This window comes from Mesorhizobium sp. B2-3-12, from assembly GCF_006442205.1.
GTDB lineage: Bacteria > Pseudomonadota > Alphaproteobacteria > Rhizobiales > Rhizobiaceae > Mesorhizobium.
On the sequence record NZ_VFVR01000011.1, the window covers coordinates 55,148 to 76,620 of the forward strand.

Consider the following 21,473-nt stretch of genomic DNA (forward strand, 5'->3'; position numbering starts at 1 on the left):
CTTGTTCAGCCGAACCGGGCTTTCGTCAAGCACTGGATCGTATTCCAACGCGGGTCCGGCCCGACCCGGACGCAAGGCTTATCGCCTGGACCACGCCAGCCAGTGCGCCGCCAGGCGCCTGCGCAACGAGGTGAGGCGTGTCCGCCTGTAGGCGTCGCCCGCCATCTTGATGCCTTGCGCCTGTGTCGGGAAGGGATGGATGACGTCGGCCAACGCATGCAGTCCCATGCCCGATCTGATGGCCAGCGTCACCGCGTTGATCATCTCCCCGGCATGGCTGGCGACGACCGTCGCTCCAAGGATGCGGTCGGACCCTTCCCTGACATGGATCTTGACGAACCCTTCCTCCTCGCCATCCATCACGGCGCGGGCGACATCGTGCATCAGCACCGTATAGGTCTTGACCGGAATGCCGTTGCGCCGCGCCTCCAGGGGATAGAGGCCGACATGGGCGATCTCCGGATCGGTATAGGTGCACCAGGGAACGACGAGTTCGCTGAGCCTTTCGCGGCCACGAAACAGGGCATTGCGCACGACGATGCGCGCCGTTGCCTCGGCGGTGTGGGTGAACTTGTATTCGAGGCAGACGTCGCCCGCCGCGTAGACATGGGGGTTGGTGGTTCGCAGATGATCGTCGACCTTGATGCCTTTGGCGTCATGGGCAACGCCGGCCTCGTCGAGGCCCAGCCCATCGACATTGGGCGAACGGCCGACGCCGGTGATGATCTCGTCGACGGAGATCGTCGTCGTGTCGCCGTCCCGCATCAGGTCGGCGACCTTGGCGGCACCTTCCCTGCGCACCGCCACCACTTCGGTGTTCAGGCGGACCTCGACCCCTTCGCGGGCCAGCGCGTCGGAGAGGATCTGCGCGGCGTCGCGTTCCTCGCCGGGCAGGAACATCGGCTCGCTCTGCGCCAGTATGACCTTGGCGCCGAGCATGCAGAAGGCCTGCGCCGTTTCGCAGCCAAGCGGCCCGCCGCCGATGACGAGTAGCCGCGGCGGGCATTGCGTCAGGTCGAACATCGTCTCGTTGCTGAGGTAACCCGCTTCGACCAGCCCCGGAATGGCGGGGAAGGCCGGACGGGCTCCCGTTGCAATCAGCGCCTTCTTGAAATGCAACGTGCTCTGCGCGACCCTGACCGTGTCGGGTCCGGCAAACCGCGCTTCGCCGAAATAGAGGTCGATCCCCTCCGAAACCAGGCTCGCGGCGGAATCGGCTCGGCTGAGCCGCCGCCGGATTTGCCGCATCCGTGTCATTGCCCGTTGAAAGTCGACGCGAAGATGGTTCGGCGGGTCGCCGCCGAAGCTCTCGGCATCGCGCATGTCGGCATAGAGCCTGGCCGTGCGGATGATCGACTTCGACGGAATGCCGCCGACATTGATGCAGGCGCCGCCGAGCAGCCCGCGCTCGATCAGGGCCACCTTCGCGCCAAGGCTCGCGGCGTCGCGCGCGGCGGTCAATCCGGCCGGCCCGGCACCGATGACGACGAGATTGTAGGGACCGTTCGGGGTCGGGTTCTTCCAGCGCGGGGGATGCGCGCTCCTGATCAGTTCGACGTCGTTGCGGTCGACCGGGAAGGCGGCGGCTCTCGTCGGCTCAAGCGCCATCGCGCCCTCCTGATGCCGGCCGCGACAGCCATCCGCCGGTGAAGCCGGCCTTGTCCAGGCCGCGGCGGATATGGGGATTGGAACGCATCAGCTCCCAGATCAGGCCGGAACGGTGGTTTTCGATCATCATCACCGCTATGCCCTGGTCCAGACCGTAATGGCCTTCCGACACCCAGCCATCGCGGCCGAATTTCCGCCGGTTGGCCAATGTCGGATTGAACCCGCTCGGCAGCCGGAAATTGTCCATCACCTCCGGGTAACGATCGGCGAGGTGGCGCATCGCCGCCAGGCAGATGTCGGGCGCGAAAGGCAATGACGCCGGATAGGACCATGGCGCGATCGTCCCGTCATCCGGCCCAAAAGGCGCGCCGCGGGCGGCATAGCCGGAAAAGCGGTGGGTCCGCCGCTCAACGCTGGCGCGGAAGCCGCCCGGTCCGTCCCCGGCTGAAAGGCCCCACAGGTTCTCGCCATAGCCGTCAAACCCGTAAGGATTGTGCCTTGCGTAATCACGGTGAAGGTATGTCGCGCGGCGGCTGTTTTCGAAATAGTCCGAATTCTTCTCGCGCATGAAAGCGTCGCGGATGCCGGCGAAATCGATCCAGGCATGCGAGAACTGGTGCATGAACAGCGGCCCGCCATAGAGCACGTCGTGGCCGTAGATGTTTTCCCACTGGTAGGTCGCCGTCCAGGCCTCGTAGCTGTCGTCCGACGTCGGGCGATCCGGTGAGGCCATGGACAGCACATAGAGGATCGTCGCCTCGTTGTAGCCTTCCCAGCCATAATGCAGAAAGCCGCTCCTGGGCTTCCAGCCTTGGCGGAGCGTCGGGCTGCTGCCTTGCGCCCATCGCCAGTCGACGCGCCTGTAGAGCGCCTCGGCCAGCTGGCGGATTTCGGCCTCGTCGTCATTGTCGCCGGAAAAATAGGCGCCCGCCACCAGCATGCCGGCGATCAGCAGGGCGGTATCCACCATCGACAGTTCGCAGCGCCAGACCCGCAAACCGGTGCGCATGTCGAGGAAGTGGTAGTAGAAACCCTTGTGGCCGGTGACGTCGTGGCCACTGCCTTGCGTGCTGGCCTGGAAAAAACGTAGCGCCGCAAGGGTCAGCCGGGCAGCCGCGTCGCGTGCCATCCAGCCACGTTCGACGCCGATCGGATAGCAGGACAGGGCGAAACCGACGACGGCGATGCTGCACGGTGAATTCGGTCGCGACGTGTCGGCGACCAGCCCGTTGTCGGGGTTCACATTCTCCAGGAAATAGCCGAAGGCGGCGCGTTGATAGCGGTCCAGCAATTCGTCATCGGCCAGCGCGGCGGGATCTGCTCTAAGCAAACGACAAACACTCCAGCCTGATGGCCGCAACGCCCTGCGCAGGTACGGTGACATCGAACAGAACGGTATGATCGCTAAAGGCGATCGCTTGCGCCTGTTCCGGCATCGCAGAGGCCGCATGCAAATGCTCTACCATTGCTGGGCTCAGGTAATCTGGACTTCCCATTGTCAACCATAGCGCCTTGGGGTTGGCATTTGCTGCATCGACGCGTCGGATAGTCGCCGTGCCGGGCTGCCGTGCATTCTCAAGATGAATATGCACGGTCTCGTTCGCGATCGGATGCCGAGGCAAGGCGAAGTTGGAAATCAGCACGGTCAACGAATTTCCGTCGCGCACACACCAACTGTCGACGGTGGGGTGATTGCCTTGCGTGGACAGGATTTCGGTTCCAAGGCCATGCAGCATTTCGAAGGCACGGTAAGCCGGTTTGGCGACGCCGTGAAGGTTCATCAGGCCGAAACCGCCATGAAAGGGCCGGGATGGAAAATAATTCTCTTCGAAAATATCCGAAAACGTCCAGTAGCTGTAGCCCTGAACCAGCCCTTTCGCCTCCATGACCGTCTTGATGATGAACGCGGCGGCATAAGGCTCGTCGTGCATGTGGTCGCGCGGGTTCGACGATGTGCACCATTCGGTGTAGTAGAGCGGGCGGTCGCCTGCCTGCCGTCGCGCGGTGCGCGCTTCCTCGCGCAGGACGCTTCGCCTGCTTTTCGAGAGCTGGGCTTCGGTGTCGTCGCCAGGCTGGCCGAAGGCATCGGTTGGATAATGGTGGGTGCTGACGAAGTCCGCGGGAAGGCTGTTCTGGCCACAGTAAGCGATGAACTCATCGATCCAGGCATTGTCGGCCGTGGCTGGTCCGCCGACCTTCAACTGCGTGTCAACGGATTTGATAGCTCTTGCCGTGTAAGCGTATAGCTTGAAATAGTCATCCTGTTTGCCGCTGCCGAACGCCTTGAGATTGGGCTCATTCCAGACCTCAAAGAACCATTGCCGCACTTCGTCGAGGCCGTAGCGATCAACCCAGTGAGCGACGAGCTTCGAAATCAGCGTCGACCACTGATCGTAGTCCTTCGGTGCGCTGACATTGGCGCGATAGCGGAAGGCTATCTTTCCGGACGACGACAGCATTGTCGGCATGAAGCTCAGCTCGACGAAGGGGCGCATGCCGATCGACAGCAGGAAATCGAAGATTTGATCGGCATTGAAGAACGAATAGAGCGGCTGGTCGTCCTGGTCGATGAGCGTGCCCATGTCGTCGTCGAGCAACCCGTGAAAACGGACGTGGCGAAAGCCGAGTTCGTCGTGCGCCCGGCGCATCTGCGCCTGCCAATCCGCGCGCAGGGCGAGCGTCGCGTGGCCGCTGCCGATCGTATGTTCCCAGAAATGGGGGAATTCCTCGCCCTGGACGCCGAGATCGCAGCGAAAAGTTGCCCGTGGAACTGTCTGAAATGGCTGCTCTAAACATTCCATCGCTGACTATACGCCGGCCCTGACATATTCGTTGCCTGCTCACGCGGATTTGTAGTTGCCCTCAGTAAGTGGCGCGGCCGCCGGACACGTCGAACACCGCACCCGTGGTGAACGAGCATTCCTCGGAGGCGATCCATGCGATCAGCGCCGCCACTTCCTCGACCTCGCCGAAGCGCGCCATCGGTATCTTGGACAGCATGAAGTCGATGTGCTCCTGGCTCATCTGCTTGAAGATGGCGGTGCGCACGGCCGCCGGCGTCACGCAATTGACCGTCACCTTGGTCTTGGCCAGTTCCTTGCCGAGCGACTTGGTCAGGCCGATCACCGCCGCCTTCGAGGTGCTGTAGGCGGAGGCGTTGGGGTTGCCTTCCTTGCCGGCGATCGACGCGATGTTGACGATGCGGCCATAGTTGCGCTCGAGCATGTGCGGCACCAGCGCCTTGTTGCAGTAGAAGACGCCGTTGATGTTGATGTCGATGACCCCACGCCAATCCTCGGCCGAATAGGCCCAGGTCGTCATGTTCGGGCCGGTGATGGCTGCGCTGGTGACAAGGATGTCGACGCCGCCGAGGGCCTCGATCGTCGATTGCGCGGCAGCCTCCACGCTTGCCGCATCGGCAACGTCCAACGTCACCCCATGCAGGGAGGTAATGACGGCTTTCGCCTGTTCGATCTGCGCGGGATCGCGATCCCAGACGCTGACGCGCCCGCCTTCGTCGACGATCCTCTGGGCGACCGCGAGCCCGATGCCCGAGGCGCCGCCGGTAATCACCGCCGACCGGCCGGCGAAGCGTCCCGCGAAATTCATCGGCATGTTGTTCTCCCGTCCATGTTGGCTGAAGCCTGCACGCGTGATGGCCCGTCATCGGGACTGTGAGGTGACCGCCGGCCGACTTCAAGCCGGCATGCGGCCGGATCGTCTGGGCCAACCGGCCCGATTACGGCGTGCTTCCCTCGAGCTGGTCGCGCAGTGCTTCCACCATCGCCACCAGCGCCGGGCCGATTTCGGCATGCGCGCGGGTCTCGGTGATGATTTCGCCGATGCCGCCGCAGGTGATGGCGACCAGCGGCGAGCCGTCACGCGGACGGAACGGCACGCCGACCGCGTGGATATAGCTGTGCCAAGCCCCGAACGAGGTCACGTAGCCGAGCCGCGCATGCTGGGCGATGGCGTCCTCGATCGCCGTCGCTATCATCGCGGCCTTGTCCGGCTCCGCCTCCTGCAGCGCCCGCACGAGACTGGCTCGCTCGTCGGGCAAAAGTCCTGCCGCGTAGGCCAGTCCCATAGAGGTCTTCCAGATCGGCAGGTACGAGCCTGGATTGAGCCGCAGCGTCACCAGGCTCTCCGACCGGCAATTGGCGAGGTAGACCATGTTGAGGCTGTCGCGCGTGCCGATCGCCACTGCCGCGCCGGTCAGGTCAGCCAGGGGCTGCATCAGCGGCCGCGCGATGTGGACGACGGCACTGGAGCTCAGCGCCGAATAGCCGAGCGCCACGGTCGCCGGCCCAAGGCTGTAGCGGCCGAGCTCCTTGTCGTAGAGGAGATAGCCGAGTGCGCTCAGCGTATAAGAGATGCGCGACACCGTGGCCTTCGGCAGACCGGTGCGCGCGATGATGTCCTGGTTGCCGAGCGAGGTGTCGCCCGGCCGGAAGGCGCGCAATATGCCGAGGCCGCGCACCAGCGACGAGGAAAGCTGCGCGCCTTCACCGTCAAGTTCGGCCTCATCCCGGGTCGCTCGCTTGCGCACGCTGGTGGTCTTTCTGGCGGAGTGTCCACCTGTCAGGCCGGTGCCTCCGGCGGTACAGTCAAAAATGAAATTAAATTCCATTTATATTGACAGCGGCTTTTGCAGCCTGTCAATATGTCCCCTCGATGGCATCTTCCAGCGCCTTGTGCCATCTTACGAAGCCCGTCCTTGTGAAGGTAGCCACGTGTCCCGCTATATTTTGCGCCGGCTTATCGCGATGCCGTTCCTGGTGCTCGGCATCGTCACCATCGCTTTCCTGATCACCACGGTGACCAAGGGCGATCCGCTGACCGCGATCGTCGCCGAACAGCAGATGAACAATCCCGAAGTGGTCGCCGCCGCCAAGGCGCGCTGGGGTTTGGATCGGTCCTTGCCGGAACGCTATATGATATATCTTGGCAATTTGATGAGCGGCGACCTCGGTACGTCCTTCATCACCAAGCGCAATGTCGGCACCGATATTCTCTACCGCTTGCCGGCAACGCTCGAACTGGTTTTCGCCGCCATGATCTTCGGCACCACGCTCGGCATTGTGCTCGGCGTGCTCGCCGCTTATTTCCGCAACAGCCTGATCGACCACGGCGCGCGGCTGTTCGCCTTGTTCGGCTCGTCGCTGCCGGTGTTCTGGTCGGGTCTCGGCCTGCTCTTCATCTTCTCGGTCATGTTGAACTGGCTGCCGGGGCCGGGCAGGCTGGATGCCCGCCTGCCGCTGCCGCCCGGCATCACCGGTTTCCTCACCATTGATTCGTTACTGGCCGGCAACCTCACTGTCTTCAAGGATGCGCTGTGGCATCTGCTTTTGCCGGCCTTCGTGCTCGGCTGGACGGTGTCGGGAACCATATCGCGGCTGGTGCGCGCCAACATGCTGGACGTGATGAGCCGCGAATTCGTGCTCACCGCGCGCGCCAAGGGAGCGAGCGAATTCCGCGTCGTCATCGTGCACGCGCTGCGCAACACAATGGTGCCGACCCTGACCGTCATCGGCTATTCCTTCGCCTATCTGATTACTGGCGCGGTGCTGACCGAGACCATCTTTTCCTGGCCGGGCATGGGTTCCTATGCCGTCGAGGCGGCGCGCGCGCTCGATTTTCCGGCCATCATCGGCGTCACCATCGTCGGCGGCCTCGCCTTCCTGGTCACCAACCTCGTCACCGACATCCTCTACGTCGTGGCCAACCCGCGCGTCAGGCTGAGCTAGCGCCATGACGGCAGTCGTCACGAAATCCCGTTCCGCCGCCATTCCCGAGTGGCTGACCGCGCCCTTGGTCATCGGCACGGTCGTCATCCTGTTCTGGCTGTTCATGACCGTGTTCGCCAATCTGGTCGTGCAGTTCGATCCGCTCGAAATGGTGGCGCGCCGCCTGCAGCCGCCGAGTTGGGCGCATTGGCTGGGTACCGACGCGCTGGGCCGAGATGTGCTCGCCCGCACTCTTCACGGTGCGGCGCATTCGCTGCCGATCGCGGTCCTGGTCGTTGTCTCGGCCGTCGTCATCGGCTCGCTGCTAGGCGCGATTTCCGGTTTCGTCGGCGGCCTGACCGGCGCGGCGATCATGCGTCTCGTCGACGTCACCCTGTCCTTCCCGCCGATGCTTTTGGCCATGGCCGTCGCCGCCTCGCTGGGGCCGGGCCTTGGCAATGCGGCCATCGCCATGGAGCTGGTCTGGTGGCCGGTCTATGCCCGGCTGATGCGGGCGCAGGTGCTGGAGGTGAAGGAGCGCGAACATGTCGAGGCGGCGATCGCCGCCGGTGCCAGGCCGAGCCGCGTCCTGTTCAAGCATATTCTGCCGCTCTGCTGGACCCCGGTGCTGATCAGCGCCACCATGGATCTCGGCCAGGTCGTGCTGCTCGCCGCATCGCTCAGCTTCATCGGCCTTGGCGCGACGCCACCGACGCCCGAATGGGGCTCGATGATCTCCGACGGCGCCGTGCATTTCTATCAATGGTGGATCGCTTTCGGCCCCGGCGTCGCCATCCTCACCATCGTGCTCGGCTTCAATTTCATAGGCGACGGTCTGCGCGACATTCTCGATCCAAGGTCGGACTAGGCGATGAGCGCACAGCTATCCTCCGTGCGCTCCGGCGCGGCCGAAATGCCAGGCGAACCGCTGCTGTCCATACGCGGATTGCGGGTCGGGTTCCGCAAGGCCGGCAGCCAGTTCGAGGCCGTGCGCGGCATCGATCTCGACGTCGCCAAGGGCGAGGTCCTCGGCATTGTCGGCGAGTCCGGCTCGGGCAAATCGGTCGGCATGCTCGCTGCCCTTGGCCTGACGTCGAAGAACGCGGTCGTCACCGGTTCCGTCCGCTTCAAGGGCGACGAACTGGTCGGCAAACCGGCGCGCGAAATGCGCAAGATCAGGGGCGCGCGCATCGCCATGATTTTTCAGGATCCGCTGTCGTCGCTGAATCCTGTGATGACCGTCGGCGCCCAGATTGCCGAAGCTGTCAGGCTGCATCAGCGCGTGACCCGCAAGCAGGCCATGGCGCGCGCGGTCGACCTGCTCAACCTGGTGTCGATCCCGCAGCCGGAACGCCGGGCCAGCCAGTATCCACACGAATTCTCCGGCGGCATGCGCCAGCGCGCGGTGATCGCCATGGCCGTCGCAAACGATCCCGACCTCCTGATCGCGGACGAGCCGACCACCGCGCTCGACGTCACCGTGCAGGCGCAGATCCTGGCCGTGCTGCGTTCATTGCAGGAGCGGCTCGGTCTCGGCCTGGTGTTGATCACCCATGACCTCGGCGTCGTCGCCGGCCATGCAGACCGTGTCGCGGTCGTCTATTCCGGCCGTGTCGTCGAGCAGGCAACGGTCTCCGAACTCTTCGCCGATCCCCGCCATCCCTATACGCGCGGCCTCATCGCCTCGATCCCCAATTTGGAGGAAAGCCGTGAGCGGCTGTTCTCGATCGATGGCGCGCCGCCGGCCCTTGGCAGCTTGCCCGGCGGCTGCGCCTTCCATCCGCGCTGCATCCATGCCGAGGCACGCTGCCGGGAGCAGGACCCGCCATTGCTCGACCTGGGCGGCCGGTTCTCGGCCTGCCATTTCGCCACGACCTTGCCGCCCTTCCATGGCGCCTCGCTGGCGGCGGCAAGCCTGGAGACGGGAAGCCTGACCCCATGAGCGCAGCGGCCGAACACAAGACCGAAGCACAATTGGCCCGGGCGCCCGCGCTGTCGGTCCGCCATCTCGTCAAGGATTTTCCGGTTCGCGGCGGGCTTGTCTTCGACCGCGCGGTCGCGCATGTGCGGGCGGTCGCCGATGTCTCCTTCGACTTGGCTCCCGGCGAGACGCTCGGCCTCGTCGGCGAATCCGGTTGCGGCAAGTCGACCCTCGGACGCTGCCTGATGCGGCTGATCGAGCCGACCAGCGGCGAAAGCTGGTTCCGCGGCCAGAACCTTCTGGCGCTGAACCACGAGGACATGCGCCGGATGCGGCGTTACATCCAGCTCGTCTTCCAGGATCCATATGGGTCGCTGCATCCGCGCATGCGCATCGCCGACAACATCGCCGAGCCGCTGCGCATGAGCGACATGTCAAAGGCGATCCGCCGCGCCCGCGTCGCCGAACTGCTCGAACTGGTGCGGCTCAATCCGGAGCACGGCAAGCGCTACCCGCACGAACTCTCCGGCGGCCAGCGCCAGCGTGTCGTCATTGCCCGCGCGCTCGCGCTCAACCCGCAAGTGGTGATCCTCGACGAGCCGGTCTCGGCGCTCGACGTGTCGGTACAGGCCGGCGTGCTCAACCTGCTCAAGGATATCCAGCAATCCTTCGGCACCTCCTATCTGTTCATCGCCCATGACCTGTCGGTCGTGCGGCACATCTCGCATCATGTCGCGGTGATGTATCTCGGCAAGATCGTCGAGATCGCGCCGGCCGCCGAGCTTTATTCCAGGTCGCTGCATCCCTATACGCAGGCGCTCTTGTCGGCGGTGCCGCTCGCCGATCCCGAAAAGGAACGCAAGCGCGAACGCATCGTGCTCACTGGCGACGTGCCGAGCCCGCTCAACCCGCCATCGGGCTGCCGCTTCCGCACACGCTGCTTCAAGGCGCAGGCGATCTGCGCCTCGGTGGAGCCGCCACTTGGGCCATCCGGCGAAAAGCACCGGGTCGCCTGCCACTTTCCGGAACCCGTCAACGCCTTCAAGGCTGCCTGACGAGCCTGCGAGGGCCGTCGCCACAATTACCCCGTGAAGGAATCTCGATCGTGACTGAAGACCAGCCCAACGACGCCGGCACGGCAAGCCGCAAGCGCCTGCCGCTGGAAGGCATCAAGGTGCTCGACCTCTCGCGCGTGCTCGCCGGCCCGTGGGCGACGATGAGCCTTGCCGATCTCGGCGCCGAGGTGTGGAAGGTCGAGAACATCGATGGCGGCGACGACACCCGCGCCTGGTCGGTTCCGAGCTACAAGGGCGTCAGCACCTACTACCTCTCCGCCAATCGCGGCAAACAGAGCATCGCGCTCGACATCAAGAGCCCGCAAGGCCTGGCGATCGTGCGCGAGCTGGCGGCCAAGGCCGATATAGTCGTCGAGAATTTCCGCGCCGGCACCGCCGACCGCCTCGGCGTCGGCTGGAAGGAACTCAGCGCCTCAAATCCGCGCCTGATCTACTGCTCGATCTCTGGCTATGGTCAGACCGGGCCCGATGCCAACCGTCCCGGCTACGATTTCGTCATGCAGGCCGAAAGCGGCCTGATGGCCATCACCGGCGAGAGCGAAGGCGAGCCGATGCGTGTCGGGGTCGCCATCACCGACGTGGTCTGCGGCATGGTCGCCACCCAGTCGATCCTGGCCGCGCTTTTCGAGCGCGCCACGACAGGCAAGGGCCAGTTCCTCGACCTGGCGCTGATCGATTGCGCGCTCTCGCTGCTGATCAATGTCGGCAGCGGCTATCTCAACACCGGCCGGGAGGTCACCCGCTACGGCAACGCGCATCCGACGGTGGTGCCCTATCAGATATTCGAGGCTGCCGACGGAGGCTTCGCGCTCGCGGTGGGCAATGATCGTCAATTCGCCGCGCTCTGCGAGAAGGTGGTCGGCCTGCCGCATCTGGCGAAGGATCCGCGTTTTATCAGGGCAGGGGCGCGCGCCACCAACCGCGAAGCGCTGATCCCTGAACTGGCTGAAGCCTTCGTGACCGAAACGCGAGATTACTGGATGGCGGCCTGTGCCGCGGCGAGCGTGCCGGCCGGAACCGTGAAGTCGATCCCGGAAGTCTTCGACAGTCCCAACGTCCGCGAGCGCGGTCTCGTCCACACCTTGCCGCATCCGCATTTGGGTTCCGTCGCCATGGTGCGCCCGGCGCAGGGGCTGGCCGCGCAGCTGACCGCCGATTTCACCGCGCCGCCGATGCTCGGCCAGGACACGGCGGCCGTGTTGACCGATGTCCTCGGCTACAGCGCTCAAACCATCGAGCAACTGATCGGCGCTGGCGCCATCGGCGTTTACACGCCTGCCGCCGAGTCCGTTTCCGCCTGACCTTAACGGAGCCTGCCATGTACCCCGACGTCCATCTCCACATTGACGGCTCATGGCGGCCGGCGCGCGATGGCCGCACCATGCCCATCATCAATCCGGCGACGGAAAGCCAGCTCGGTTCGCTCGCCCATGCCGGTATCGATGATCTTGACGAAGTGCTCGCCGCCGCCGCCAAAGGGTTCGAGACCTGGCGGCGCGTCTCGCCTTTCGATCGCTCCAAACTGATGCGCAAGGCCGCCGACATCCTGCGTGGGCGCAACGAGCACGTCGCCACGCTGATGACGCTGGAGCAGGGGAAACCGATCGCGGAATCGCGCATGGAGGCTTTCGCCGCCGCCGACATCATCGACTGGTTCGCCGAGGAAGCGCGCCGCGCCTATGGCCGCATCGTGCCCCCTCGGTTCGAGGGTGTCAGCCAGACGGTGGTCAAGGAGCCTGTCGGCCCGGTGGCGGCCTTCACGCCCTGGAATTTCCCGCTCAACCAGGCGGTGCGCAAACTTTCCGCCGCACTTGCCGCCGGCTGCTCGATCATCGTCAAGGGTCCGGAGGAAACGCCGGCTTCCCCCGCCGAACTGGTGCGCGCCTTTGTCGATGCCGGCCTGCCCGATGGGGCCGTTCAACTCGTCTACGGCACGCCGGCCGAAATCTCGGCCTATCTCATTCCCCATCCGGTGATCCGCAAGATCTCCTTCACAGGCTCCACCCCTGTCGGCAAGCAGCTGGCATCGCTTGCCGGTCTGCACATGAAGCGAGCGACGATGGAGCTTGGCGGTCACGCGCCGGTCATCGTCCTGCCCGACGCCGATCTCGACCGCGCGGCCCGTTCCATGGTGGCGGCGAAATTCCGCAATGCCGGCCAGATCTGCGTGGCGCCGACGCGCTTCCTCGTCGACCATGCCGTCTATGACGAATTCGTCGGCCGCTTTGCCGAGGCGACCGGCAAGATCAAGGTCGGTGATGGCCTGGCCGAAGGGACGACCATGGGGCCGCTCGCCAATCCGCGCCGCGTGCAGGCTATGGAGGAACTGGTCCATGACGCCGTGCAGAAAGGCGCCGAGCTCGTCACCGGCGGCAAGCGCATCGGCAATTCGGGCTATTTCTTCGAACCGACAATCCTGTCTGGTGTCGGCACCGATGCCCGCGCCATGAATGAGGAACCGTTCGGGCCGCTGGCGCTGATGACACCGGTGGGCGGACTGGACGAGGCGCTCGCGGAAGCCAACCGGCTGAACTACGGTCTCGCCGCCTATGGCTTCACGCGGTCATCGGCAAGTGCCGCGAAAATGTCGTCGGGCATCGCCAGCGGTATGGTCTCGATCAATCACTATGGCCTGGCGCTACCGGAAGTGCCGTTCGGCGGTATCAACGATTCCGGCAATGGCACCGAGGGCGGCGCCGACGCGCTGGAGAGCTATCTCAACGCGAAGTTCGTCTCACACTTGCAAGTGGAATGAGGCGAAGCGTGTCCGGGGGCCAGCTTACTTCTGCTGGCCGTAGGTCTTGTAGCGGCCGCGAATGGCGGCAAGCTCGCTACCTTCGATCAGCACCGGCGTGCCGGCACTGCGCGCCAGCAGATATTGCCGTGCCAGGGTTTCGAGCTTGATGGTGCGGATGAGCGCCGCGCCGAGGTCGCCGCCGAAAGCGATCATGCCGTGATTGGCGAGCAGGCAGGCATTGCGGTCCTTGAGCGCGACGACAGCGGCCTTGGCCAGCTCGCTTGACGCGAACAGCGCGTAATCCGAACAGCGCACATCGTCACCGCCGAAGCCCGCCACCATGTAGTGGAACAGCGGCAGCCCTTCGCGCAGGCAAGACAGCGCCACGCAATGGTCGGGATGCGCATGCACCACGGCGCCGGCATCGGGGAAAGCCTTATAGATTTCGGCGTGCATCTCCCACTCGCTCGATGGTCGGAATGGGGCGTCCCAGGACCCGTCGAGCCGCATCGGCACCATCTGCTCGGGCCGGAGCGCGCTCGTGGCGATTCCCGTCGGCGTGATCAGCATGCCGTCCGCCGTGCGCACGCTGATATTGCCTGTCGTGCCGACATTCATGCCGCTGGCGTCCAGCGTCTCGGTCGCCGCTATCAGCGCCGCGCGCGCGGTCTCGATATCCATCACGGTGCTTTCCCTGTGGTGGCCTTGACTGGCGGCCATGTGCCGATGGCCGGCGCGATGGCGCTCGACCGTGTCATGTCTTGCAGAACGTCCGCGAAAATGTCGGGACCGCCGAGCTTTCCCGATTTCAGCATCAGCGCCAGCGGATCCCCGGGCAAACCGGGGAGGTCGGCGATGGCGCGCGACAGACCGGGACCTTCATAGGCGCCCATGGCGATGCGGTCGATGCCGAGCGCCTTGACCACCGAGCCGGCGGTCTCGCCGCCGGCGACGACCAGCCGCCTCACGCCGAGGTCGCGCACCAGAATTCGTGCGATATCCGCCAGGATCTCTTCTGCTTTCGCGGCCACCGCCTCGCGGCCATGCGCCCGCTGCAGCGCCTCGACACTTGCCTGCGGTGCGGTCGTGGCGATCGCGATCATCGCATTGGGCAGATGCCGTTCGGCAAAGGCCCGCGCCTGCGCCACGACATCGGCGCCGGCGAAGGCGCTGGCAAGGTCGATCGTCAGCACGGGATTGCCCTGCGCGAAGCGGTCGAGTTGTTCGATGGTGCGGTCGGCAACGCTGCCGGCAAGCACTGCCGCCGGACCGTCCACGGCTGGCAGACCGGCTGGGACGAGCTCTTTCCTGTCGAGCAATCCGTGCGCCAGCCAGGCCGGCGGCAGATGCGCCGCGACCGAGGAATTGCCGGTCATCAGCGGCAGATCGAAGGCCGCTTGCGCGATTGCCGCCAGGTCGCACTCGCGGATTGTGTCGGTGACCAGCAGCGTCTCGCCGCGCGCGCTTTTCTCCCGCATGGCAGCCCGGATCGCTTCCGGGCCGGCATCGACGGTGAGGTAAGGCACCAGCCCGGCCTTGCCCCTGCTTTGCACCTGCAGGACACGCACCAGATTGGAATCGGTCATCGGCGTCAGCGGATCGAAGCGCTTGGGCGATTCGGCCAGCAATTGCGCGCCGCCGAACATATGGCCCTGATAGACCGTGCGGCCGGTTTCGCACAGCGCTGGCGTGAAAAGGGTCACGCTGCCGCCGAGCCGGTCCAGCAGCGCCTCCGCGCACGGACCGATATTGCCGGTGGGCGTCGAATCGAAGGTGGCGCAATATTTGAAGAAGATCTGCCGCGCGCCCGCTTCGACCAGGCGGTCGGCGGCCTCGATCACCTGGCGCACCGCGTCGGCGGCGGCGATGACGCGGGTCTTGAGCAGGATCACATGCGCTGTCTTGCCGGGCAGGATCGGTGCTTCCAGCCCGACCGTGCATCCGGTCGCAACGCCGCGCGCCACCAGCATGGAGGCGAGTTCCGTGCCGCCGGTCAGGTCGTCGGCGATGGCGCCGAACAGAAGGGAGGGCTTCGACGCGGTCATGCGGCTCGTTTCCTTGCCTCATTGATGTCGATGGCCTGTCTGATGTCGGTGGTCAGGCCGCACGTGATATCATATACACAGCCCGCTCGACGCGGGTGATGCCTGCGCCCCGGCAAGGACGGAGACTGGATGTGACTGCTTCCATCGCGCCTATCGCGCGCGACAATCTGACGACCCGCGTTTACGAAGAGCTTCGCCGCGCCATGATGGAAGGCCGTTTCTGGCCGGGCCATCGCTTCAAGATCCGCGATCTCGCCGCCAGCCTTCAGGTGTCCGAGACGCCGGTGCGCGAGGCGCTGATGCAGTTGGTGCGCGAGAAGGGCCTCGAGATGGAGGCCGGCCGCTCGATCAACGTCGCCCAGTTGTCGCTCGCCCGGTATCTGGAGCTGCGCAGCATCCGCCTGCACCTCGAAGGCATGGCCGGTGCCGCGGCCACAACCCGGATCGAGCCGCGCGAAATCGACCGTCTGACGGTGGTGCATGAGAAGCTGATTGCCAACGAGGACAATGGCCGCTGGTTCGAGGCCGTCCGCGACAATTGGGAATTCCACCACTCGATCTACCAGGCGGCCGGCATGCCTGAACTGCTCGCCATCATCGAGGGCATTTGGCTGCGCAACGGACCGCTGGTCAACTATCAATACCCGCATGCCAGGCCGACCTATGACGGCCGCCACCGCCATCTCGACATCTTGGATGCATTGCGCGCGCGCGACGAGAACGGCGTGCGCAAGGGTATCCAGCAGGACATGCTCGAAGGCGGCCGCCTGCTGGTCAAGGTGCTGGAACGGCTGAATGATGGCTCGGTGACGCCCGAAGAGCTGCGCGCGGCGGCCCAGAACGGCCGCCTGGTTTCGGCGGCCGGCTGAGCCTTTTCCACGCACGCGCGGCACGTGGCAGCTCACGCTGCATTCGCGGCGGCGGCCATGCCGGCGTCGGCGGCCTGCAGCACGAGGTCGATATCCCTGTCGGTATGGGCGGCGCTGAGGAACATGTTGTGCCGGGGGTGGAAATAAGCGCCCTCACGCAAGGCCGCCGAGCAGAAGGCATTGGCCAGTTTGAATTCGGCGTCGCCATCGAAGAGCACCATCGGCATCGAGGAGGGGCCGGTCTGGCGAAGCAGCAAGCCGTGCTTTTTCGCTGCCACGTCGAGGCCTGAACGCAGCCTGTCGCCGGCCTGCGTCATGCGGGTTACCGCGCCCGTGTCGCGAAGCGTGTTGATCGTGGCGATGGCCGCCGCCATGGCGACGGCGCCATACCAGAACGAGCCCGTTACATAGACCTTTGTCGCGGCTTCGCGGAAACGGTCGGTGCCGGTGATGGCGGCAAGCGGATAGCCATTGGCGATCGCCTTCGAGAAGGCCGACAGATCCGGCCGCACGCCGAGCGGTTCCCAGCTACCGCCGAGATCGACGCGGAAGCCTGCCCGGACATCGTCGACGATCAGCGCCGCGTCGGCGGCGGTGCAGAGCTCCCGTGCCCGTTTGGCGAAATCGGCCGTCGGCAGCTCCTGGTCTCGGGCGATGTCATGCCGGAACGCGGTGACGACGACGGCGGCAAGGTCGTTGCCGGCCTGCTCGACGGCTGATTCCAGGCTGGCAACGTCATTGTAGTCGAAATGGATGAGATGGGCGCGGTCCTCTGCGGTGACGCCGGCGAGCGAGGGCGTGCACCATGGCACCGCACCATGATAGGAGCCACGCGCGACCAGCACCTTGCGTCGTCCGGTGCCGGCGCGCGCGATGGTTACGCAGGCCGTGGTGGCGTCCGTGCCGTTCTTCTGCAGCATCGCCCAGTCGGCATGGGCGACGGTCTTGACCAGCAGTTCGGCGAGCTCGACCAGCACTTCACCGGGGCCGTTCATCGCGTCACCGAGGCTGCGCTGCCGTGCGGCCGCTTCCTCGACTGCCTGATGGTGGTGGCCGAGAATGTTCGGCCCCCAGCTGCACATCAGGTCGATGTATTCGCGTCCATCGACGTCCCAGACCCGGCAGCCGTCGGCGCGCTCGAAGAACTGCGGATAGGCGGAGCCGAGATAGCGCGTGGCCATGTGCCCCCACATGCCGCCCGGAATGACCGAGGCGGCACGCTCGCGCAGCATCTGGTCCTTGGAGTTGATCAGGGAAGGCATCGGGAGATCTCCGCTCTTTGATATATCATATATTAATATGAATGCTGGAAGCCCACGATTTCCGGCATTCCAGGGTGGAGAAACGGGGAGGCGTATGGCCTCCCCGCCATCTCGTCGTTCAGTGGCTGAGTTCGGCCAGCGGCAGGTTGCAGCAGGCGCTGTAGCGCACGCCCTTGACGTCGGACTTGTAGGCCAGGATCAGGTTCGGACTGACCAGCGGCAGGATGACCCTGTCCTTGATCATCTCTTCGCCGGCCTGGTGCCAGAGCTTGGCGGCCTCATCGCCGCTCGCCGCGAGCGCCGCCTTGTAGAGTTCGGACTCCTTCGGGTTGAGCACCGACGGCTCGCGCTCCGCGCCGGCGCGGCGTGCCCACGGGCTGCCCTTGGTCATGGCGAAATACTCGATGTACTGCGAGGTGCCGTAATAGTCCGGCGCGTAGAACACGGCCGTCATCGGGATGCCGTCGCCATTGATGCGCTCGCGCCAGTTGGCGAAGGGGATAGGCTGCAGGTCGAGCTTGATGTTGACCTTGGCCAGATCCTGCTGGACCTTCTGCATCAACAGCGACAGGTCGACGCCGTAGACGTTCATGCCCGGGAAGGCCGCTTCCATCTCGAATCCGTCGGCGTGGCCGGCCTTGGCCAAAAGGTCCTTTGCCTTGGCGAGGTCATAGGGCTGCGCCTCAAAGCCCGAGCCGCCGGGGAAACCGAGCGGGATCGGCGCGCTGATCAGCTGGCCCTCGGAGCCGATGGTGAAGTCGAGGATGCTGGGGCGGTCCAGCGCCAGCGAGATCGCCTCGCGCACCTCGGGCGTCAGCGGCACCTTGTTGGCCTTGGCGCCCGGCGACAATGCCACGTAGATGAAGTTGTAGGAGGGCACCGTCTCGATCTTGACGTCGCTGCCCGTCATCGTCTTGGCCGTGTCGGGATCGATCTGCATGGCGATGTCGGCGGTGCCGCTCTGCAGCATCTGCGCCTGCGCCACGGCGTCCTTGGTCTGACGGATGACGACTTCGCTCAGCGCCGGTGCCTTGCGCCAGTATTTGTCGTTGCGCACCAGGCGCACTTCCGAATTGGGCTCATAGGATTTGAGCACGAACGGCGCGCTCCCGGCCGAATGCGCCAGGAACCAGGCTTCGGCATTGTCGGTGGTCGAAGCGTCCGCGCCGGCCTTGGCGCCGGCTTCGGAAGCGACCTTGCTGTTGACGACGGCCGTGTAGGGCGCGGCGGCGATATTGAGGAATTCCGAGCTCGGCGCCACCATCTTGACCACGACCGTATGCGCGTCAGGCGTCTCGATCGAGGCGACATTGTCCATCAGGAACGAGGCGCTGCCCTTCAGGTTCTTCAGCCGCTCCCACGACCATTTCACATCTTTGGCCTCGACCGGCGAGCCGTCGGCGAATTTGGCGGCCGGATCGAGCGTGAAGGTGAAGCTGGTCTGGTCGGCATTGCCTTCCCACTTGGAAGCCAGCAGCGGGATCAGCTTGTTGTCCTTGTCCAGCGTCAGCAGCGATTCATAGACGCTCGAATTGTAGATCTGGCAGGTGTCGCAAAAGGCGCGGTGCGGATCGAGCGAGTTGAGGTCGATGTTGCGCGCGATGACCAGAGGCTTCTCGCTCTGCGCGAAGGTCGCGGGTGCCCAGAACGCACTGGTGGCCAGAAGCACGGCTGCCAGCATTGTTGCCCTGGTCTTGTGTCTCGGTAGCATCGTCATGTCCATTCTCCCATTTTCTTGTCGGATCGTTGTGGCAATGCGTTCGCTCTACCCGCCCACGCCAGTGAGGGATCGAAGCGCGGCCTTGAGCTTGTCGGCGCCGCCCAATGCGGCCCGGTTCAGCGGGGCCGATACGACAGGAGCCGAGAGGCTTCCCGTCACATGCAGGATCTCGTGGTCGAGATAGTCGAACACGCGGTCCTGAATCTCCTGCGTCAATCGCCCGCCGAGCGACAGCCCGCGCTGCACCTGTTCGACGATGGCGACCCGGTTTGTCTTGCGGATAGAAGCTTCCACCAGCGGCCAGTCGAGCCCGGTCGGGTCGAGGCTGCGCAGGTCGATGATCTCGGCATCGACGCCGCTTTCCTCGGCCACCTGCATGGCCAGCGAAACCATGCTGGCGCTGGTGAGCAAGGTGCAGGCACTGCCCGGCCTGACGATCTTGCCTTTGCCCAATCGCACGCAATAGTCGCGGTCGTCGGTTGGTAAGGGACCTTCGCTCGCAAACAGTTCGACATGTTCGATGACGACGACCGGATCGTCGCATTTCAACGCCGAATTCATCAGGCCGACATAGTCGAAGGGCGTCGTCGGCGCGACGATGCGCCAGCCCGGATAGAGCGCGAACAGGCCGGACGGATCGCCCGAATGCTGCGAGCCGTAGCCGGTGTGCGGCGACACCCGCACTCGCACCACGATCGGTACCGGAAAGCCGCCGCCGAACATGTGGCGCACCTTGCTCACCGCGTTGAACAACTGATCGGCCGCGACCAGGCAGAAGTCGCCAAACATGATCTCGACGATCGGACGAAGGCCGCAGAGTGCCGCGCCAAGCGCCACGCCGACAAAACCGTTCTCCGCGATCGGCATGGCCAGCACGCGTTCGGGCCAGCGCTCCAGCGCGCCCTTGGTGGCGCCAGACACACCGCCGCGCAGCCGATGCACATCCTCGCCCATGATGACGATGCGCGGGTCCTGTTCCATGGCGCGTGCGATGACTTCCGACGCGGCGGCCATGAACTTGACTGGCCGGGTCTCGGCCGGCGGCAGGTCCTCGATTTCCAGGAAATGCTCGTCCTTCAGTTCCGACAGGTCGCCGCGGATCTGGTTGTCGACCTCTTCGGCGCTTGGCCACAAATGATCGGGAATGCGCAACGCATTGCCGCTGGTTTCGGTCAGTGTGTCAGCTGCGGTGTTGACCACCTCCATGACGCGCTGCTCAAGGGTCGCGAGATCGGACCCATTGAGCACGCCCATCGTCTTCAGGCGCGCCGCCATGGTGACAAGCGGGTCGCGTGCCTTCCAGGCATCCTCCTCGGCGCGCGTGCGATAGCCGAACTCGCTGCCCGGCCGTGCGCCGCTCTGATGCAGGAAGCGGTAGCAGAGCGCTTCGACCAGCACCGGGCCGCCTTCCTCCTCGATCGTGCGCCGCGCCTCGCACATGGCGTGGTGCACGGCCAACACATCCATGCCGTCGCATTCGATGCCGCGAAACCCCAGCATCGGACCGCGTGAGGCGAGACGCGTCTCGCGCGTCTGCTCGTTGACATGGGTGGAGACGGCATAAAGATTGTTTTCGGCGAAGAAGATGACCGGCAGCCTGTAGAGTGCGGCTATGTTCATCGCCTCATAGGCCGGACCCGCCATCATCGTGCCGTCGCCGAAAAAGGCGACCGAGATGTTGCCGGTGCCGAGCAGTTTGTCGGCCAGCGCATAGCCGGCCGCATGCGGCAGGTTGCCGCCGATGATGGCACTGGTGCCGGGAATGCCGGAGGCGTCATCACGCATGTGCATCGAGCCGCCGCGCCCGCCGCAATAGCCCGCATTGAGGCCCATGATCTCGGCCATCAGGCCGCGCACCGAGCCCTGCATGTCCGGATTGAAATCGTCGCGTAGCGGATCGAATTGCGGCGGCGTCCGCGCGTTGACCAGCTTTGCCAGCACCTGATGGTGGGCGCGGTGGGTGCCGTTGATGCGATCGCCGGTGCGCAGCATGGACATCGCGCCGACCGCCGTGGCCTCCTGCCCGATGCTGGCATGCGCCGGCCCATGCACCAACCCGGCATTGGCCAGGTCGAGCACCTTTTCCTCGAACCGGCGGATCAGCAGCATCTGGTGGTACCAGCGCACCAGGCTCGGTACCTCGGCGCTGGCCCAGTCGGACTCCCCGACCTCGAGCCGCGACCAGGGCGCCGATGGCTGGATCGCTGTCTGCTGGACCATTTACGCTAGTTCCATTCTGGTAGATGATATATCAAATATTTTCTCACTCGATTGCGGCAGGTATTTTCTGGGCACCGGCATCGCTTTGCGGATCTGCCCGAACAAATGGAATTAAATTTCATTTTTCGTGCGAAGCCGAGACTAAGCCGGGACGGCGCTGTTTCGCAAGAGGGAATTTTCGGGACATCCGACCCGTCGGCACACCGTTTGGTGTCGTCTTCGGTTCGGCCGACGCTGTTTGTCCGATTGCCGTCCGGCTTGTCGATGGCCGTCCGATGGCCAGGCGATC

The 21,473-nt window shown here is 64.8% G+C and carries 17 protein-coding genes; 7 read left to right on the plus strand and 10 right to left on the minus strand.

What is annotated here, in order from left to right; all coding sequences use genetic code 11:
• Positions 1 to 78: 78 nt before the first annotated feature.
• The 5 genes from FJ948_RS25780 to FJ948_RS25800 all read right to left on the minus strand — a co-directional run bounded on the left by FJ948_RS25780 (position 79) and on the right by FJ948_RS25800 (position 6,157).
• Positions 79 to 1,608, minus strand: coding sequence for a mercuric reductase (locus tag FJ948_RS25780; protein ID WP_140709419.1), 1,530 nt, complete (start codon positions 1,606 to 1,608; stop codon positions 79 to 81).
• On the minus strand, positions 1,598 to 2,938 hold the full coding sequence (locus tag FJ948_RS25785; RefSeq protein WP_140709421.1) for a glucoamylase family protein: 1,341 nt from the start codon (positions 2,936 to 2,938) through the stop codon (positions 1,598 to 1,600). The genes FJ948_RS25780 and FJ948_RS25785 overlap by 11 nt, the downstream gene beginning before the upstream one ends.
• Positions 2,931 to 4,409: a glycosyl hydrolase gene (locus FJ948_RS25790; RefSeq protein WP_140709423.1), complete on the minus strand. Its 1,479-nt coding sequence runs from the start codon at positions 4,407 to 4,409 to the stop codon at positions 2,931 to 2,933. The genes FJ948_RS25785 and FJ948_RS25790 overlap by 8 nt, the downstream gene beginning before the upstream one ends.
• Positions 4,410 to 4,470: 61 nt before the next feature.
• On the minus strand, positions 4,471 to 5,223 hold the full coding sequence (locus FJ948_RS25795) for an SDR family NAD(P)-dependent oxidoreductase (protein WP_140709425.1): 753 nt from the start codon (positions 5,221 to 5,223) through the stop codon (positions 4,471 to 4,473).
• Between the two features lie 124 nt (positions 5,224 to 5,347).
• Positions 5,348 to 6,157 carry an IclR family transcriptional regulator gene (locus FJ948_RS25800; RefSeq protein ID WP_140709427.1) on the minus strand — a complete coding sequence of 270 codons (810 nt, stop codon included), beginning with the start codon at positions 6,155 to 6,157 and terminating at the stop codon, positions 5,348 to 5,350.
• Between the two features lie 184 nt (positions 6,158 to 6,341).
• Here FJ948_RS25800 and FJ948_RS25805 point away from each other — a divergent pair, with 184 nt between their 5' ends.
• The 6 genes from FJ948_RS25805 to FJ948_RS25830 are packed head-to-tail and all read left to right on the plus strand — an operon-like array spanning position 6,342 to position 13,086.
• Positions 6,342 to 7,355, plus strand: coding sequence for an ABC transporter permease (locus FJ948_RS25805; RefSeq protein WP_140709429.1), 1,014 nt, complete (start codon positions 6,342 to 6,344; stop codon positions 7,353 to 7,355).
• 4 nt (positions 7,356 to 7,359) lie between these two features.
• A complete protein-coding gene (locus FJ948_RS25810; RefSeq protein ID WP_140709431.1) occupies positions 7,360 to 8,202 on the plus strand; it encodes an ABC transporter permease in 843 nt (280 codons plus the stop codon).
• Positions 8,203 to 8,205: 3 nt separating this feature from the next.
• The gene (locus tag FJ948_RS25815; protein ID WP_140709433.1) at positions 8,206 to 9,276 is read left to right on the plus strand and encodes an ABC transporter ATP-binding protein; all 1,071 of its coding nucleotides are present in this window, start codon (positions 8,206 to 8,208) and stop codon (positions 9,274 to 9,276) included.
• Complete coding sequence (locus FJ948_RS25820) at positions 9,273 to 10,310, plus strand: dipeptide ABC transporter ATP-binding protein (RefSeq protein ID WP_140709435.1); 1,038 nt, start codon at positions 9,273 to 9,275, stop codon at positions 10,308 to 10,310. The genes FJ948_RS25815 and FJ948_RS25820 overlap by 4 nt, the downstream gene beginning before the upstream one ends.
• A gap of 50 nt (positions 10,311 to 10,360) precedes the next feature.
• On the plus strand, positions 10,361 to 11,632 hold the full coding sequence (locus tag FJ948_RS25825) for a CaiB/BaiF CoA-transferase family protein (RefSeq protein ID WP_140709437.1): 1,272 nt from the start codon (positions 10,361 to 10,363) through the stop codon (positions 11,630 to 11,632).
• Positions 11,633 to 11,649: 17 nt separating this feature from the next.
• Positions 11,650 to 13,086, plus strand: coding sequence for an NAD-dependent succinate-semialdehyde dehydrogenase (locus tag FJ948_RS25830; RefSeq protein WP_140709439.1), 1,437 nt, complete (start codon positions 11,650 to 11,652; stop codon positions 13,084 to 13,086).
• Positions 13,087 to 13,110: 24 nt separating this feature from the next.
• Here the strand turns inward: FJ948_RS25830 and FJ948_RS25835 are convergent, their stop codons facing one another.
• Positions 13,111 to 13,749 (minus strand): class II aldolase/adducin family protein, encoded by a 639-nt coding sequence (locus tag FJ948_RS25835; RefSeq protein WP_140709441.1) that lies wholly within the window; start codon positions 13,747 to 13,749, stop codon positions 13,111 to 13,113.
• Positions 13,749 to 15,113: a 3-oxo-tetronate kinase gene (gene otnK, locus FJ948_RS25840; protein ID WP_140709442.1), complete on the minus strand. Its 1,365-nt coding sequence runs from the start codon at positions 15,111 to 15,113 to the stop codon at positions 13,749 to 13,751. The genes FJ948_RS25835 and otnK overlap by 1 nt, the downstream gene beginning before the upstream one ends.
• 98 nt (positions 15,114 to 15,211) lie before the next feature.
• Between otnK and FJ948_RS25845 the strand changes: the two genes are divergently transcribed.
• A complete protein-coding gene (locus FJ948_RS25845; protein WP_181173826.1) occupies positions 15,212 to 15,982 on the plus strand; it encodes a GntR family transcriptional regulator in 771 nt (256 codons plus the stop codon).
• A 32-nt stretch (positions 15,983 to 16,014) separates the two neighbouring features.
• On the opposite strand, the gene FJ948_RS25850 is transcribed toward FJ948_RS25845, so the two are convergent.
• From FJ948_RS25850 to FJ948_RS25860, 3 genes are all read right to left on the minus strand, one after another.
• The gene (locus FJ948_RS25850; protein WP_140709446.1) at positions 16,015 to 17,244 is read right to left on the minus strand and encodes an aminotransferase class III-fold pyridoxal phosphate-dependent enzyme; all 1,230 of its coding nucleotides are present in this window, start codon (positions 17,242 to 17,244) and stop codon (positions 16,015 to 16,017) included.
• 118 nt (positions 17,245 to 17,362) lie between these two features.
• A complete protein-coding gene (locus tag FJ948_RS25855) occupies positions 17,363 to 18,925 on the minus strand; it encodes an ABC transporter substrate-binding protein (protein ID WP_181173833.1) in 1,563 nt (520 codons plus the stop codon).
• A gap of 84 nt (positions 18,926 to 19,009) precedes the next feature.
• Positions 19,010 to 21,184, minus strand: a complete 2,175-nt coding sequence (locus FJ948_RS25860) for an alpha-ketoacid dehydrogenase subunit alpha/beta (protein ID WP_140709450.1) — start codon at positions 21,182 to 21,184, stop codon at positions 19,010 to 19,012.
• Between the last annotated feature and the right edge of the window lie 289 nt (positions 21,185 to 21,473).

Excerpts from the sequence above, each read along its gene's own strand:
- FJ948_RS25845 (WP_181173826.1), top strand. The coding sequence starts at position 15,212 with ATGCCTGCGCCCCGGCAAGGACGGAGACTGGATGTGACTGCTTCCATC.
- FJ948_RS25790 (WP_140709423.1), bottom strand. The coding sequence starts at position 4,409 with ATGGAATGTTTAGAGCAGCCATTTCAGACAGTTCCACGGGCAACTTTT.
- FJ948_RS25795 (WP_140709425.1), bottom strand. The coding sequence starts at position 5,223 with ATGCCGATGAATTTCGCGGGACGCTTCGCCGGCCGGTCGGCGGTGATT.
- otnK (WP_140709442.1), bottom strand. The coding sequence starts at position 15,113 with ATGACCGCGTCGAAGCCCTCCCTTCTGTTCGGCGCCATCGCCGACGAC.
- FJ948_RS25820 (WP_140709435.1), top strand. The coding sequence starts at position 9,273 with ATGAGCGCAGCGGCCGAACACAAGACCGAAGCACAATTGGCCCGGGCG.
- FJ948_RS25780 (WP_140709419.1), bottom strand. The coding sequence starts at position 1,608 with ATGGCGCTTGAGCCGACGAGAGCCGCCGCCTTCCCGGTCGACCGCAAC.
- FJ948_RS25855 (WP_181173833.1), bottom strand. The coding sequence starts at position 18,925 with ATGCTGGCAGCCGTGCTTCTGGCCACCAGTGCGTTCTGGGCACCCGCG.
- FJ948_RS25830 (WP_140709439.1), top strand. The coding sequence starts at position 11,650 with ATGTACCCCGACGTCCATCTCCACATTGACGGCTCATGGCGGCCGGCG.
- FJ948_RS25815 (WP_140709433.1), top strand. The coding sequence starts at position 8,206 with ATGAGCGCACAGCTATCCTCCGTGCGCTCCGGCGCGGCCGAAATGCCA.
- FJ948_RS25810 (WP_140709431.1), top strand. The coding sequence starts at position 7,360 with ATGACGGCAGTCGTCACGAAATCCCGTTCCGCCGCCATTCCCGAGTGG.
- FJ948_RS25860 (WP_140709450.1), bottom strand. The coding sequence starts at position 21,184 with ATGGTCCAGCAGACAGCGATCCAGCCATCGGCGCCCTGGTCGCGGCTC.
- FJ948_RS25835 (WP_140709441.1), bottom strand. The coding sequence starts at position 13,749 with ATGGATATCGAGACCGCGCGCGCGGCGCTGATAGCGGCGACCGAGACG.
- FJ948_RS25850 (WP_140709446.1), bottom strand. The coding sequence starts at position 17,244 with ATGCCTTCCCTGATCAACTCCAAGGACCAGATGCTGCGCGAGCGTGCC.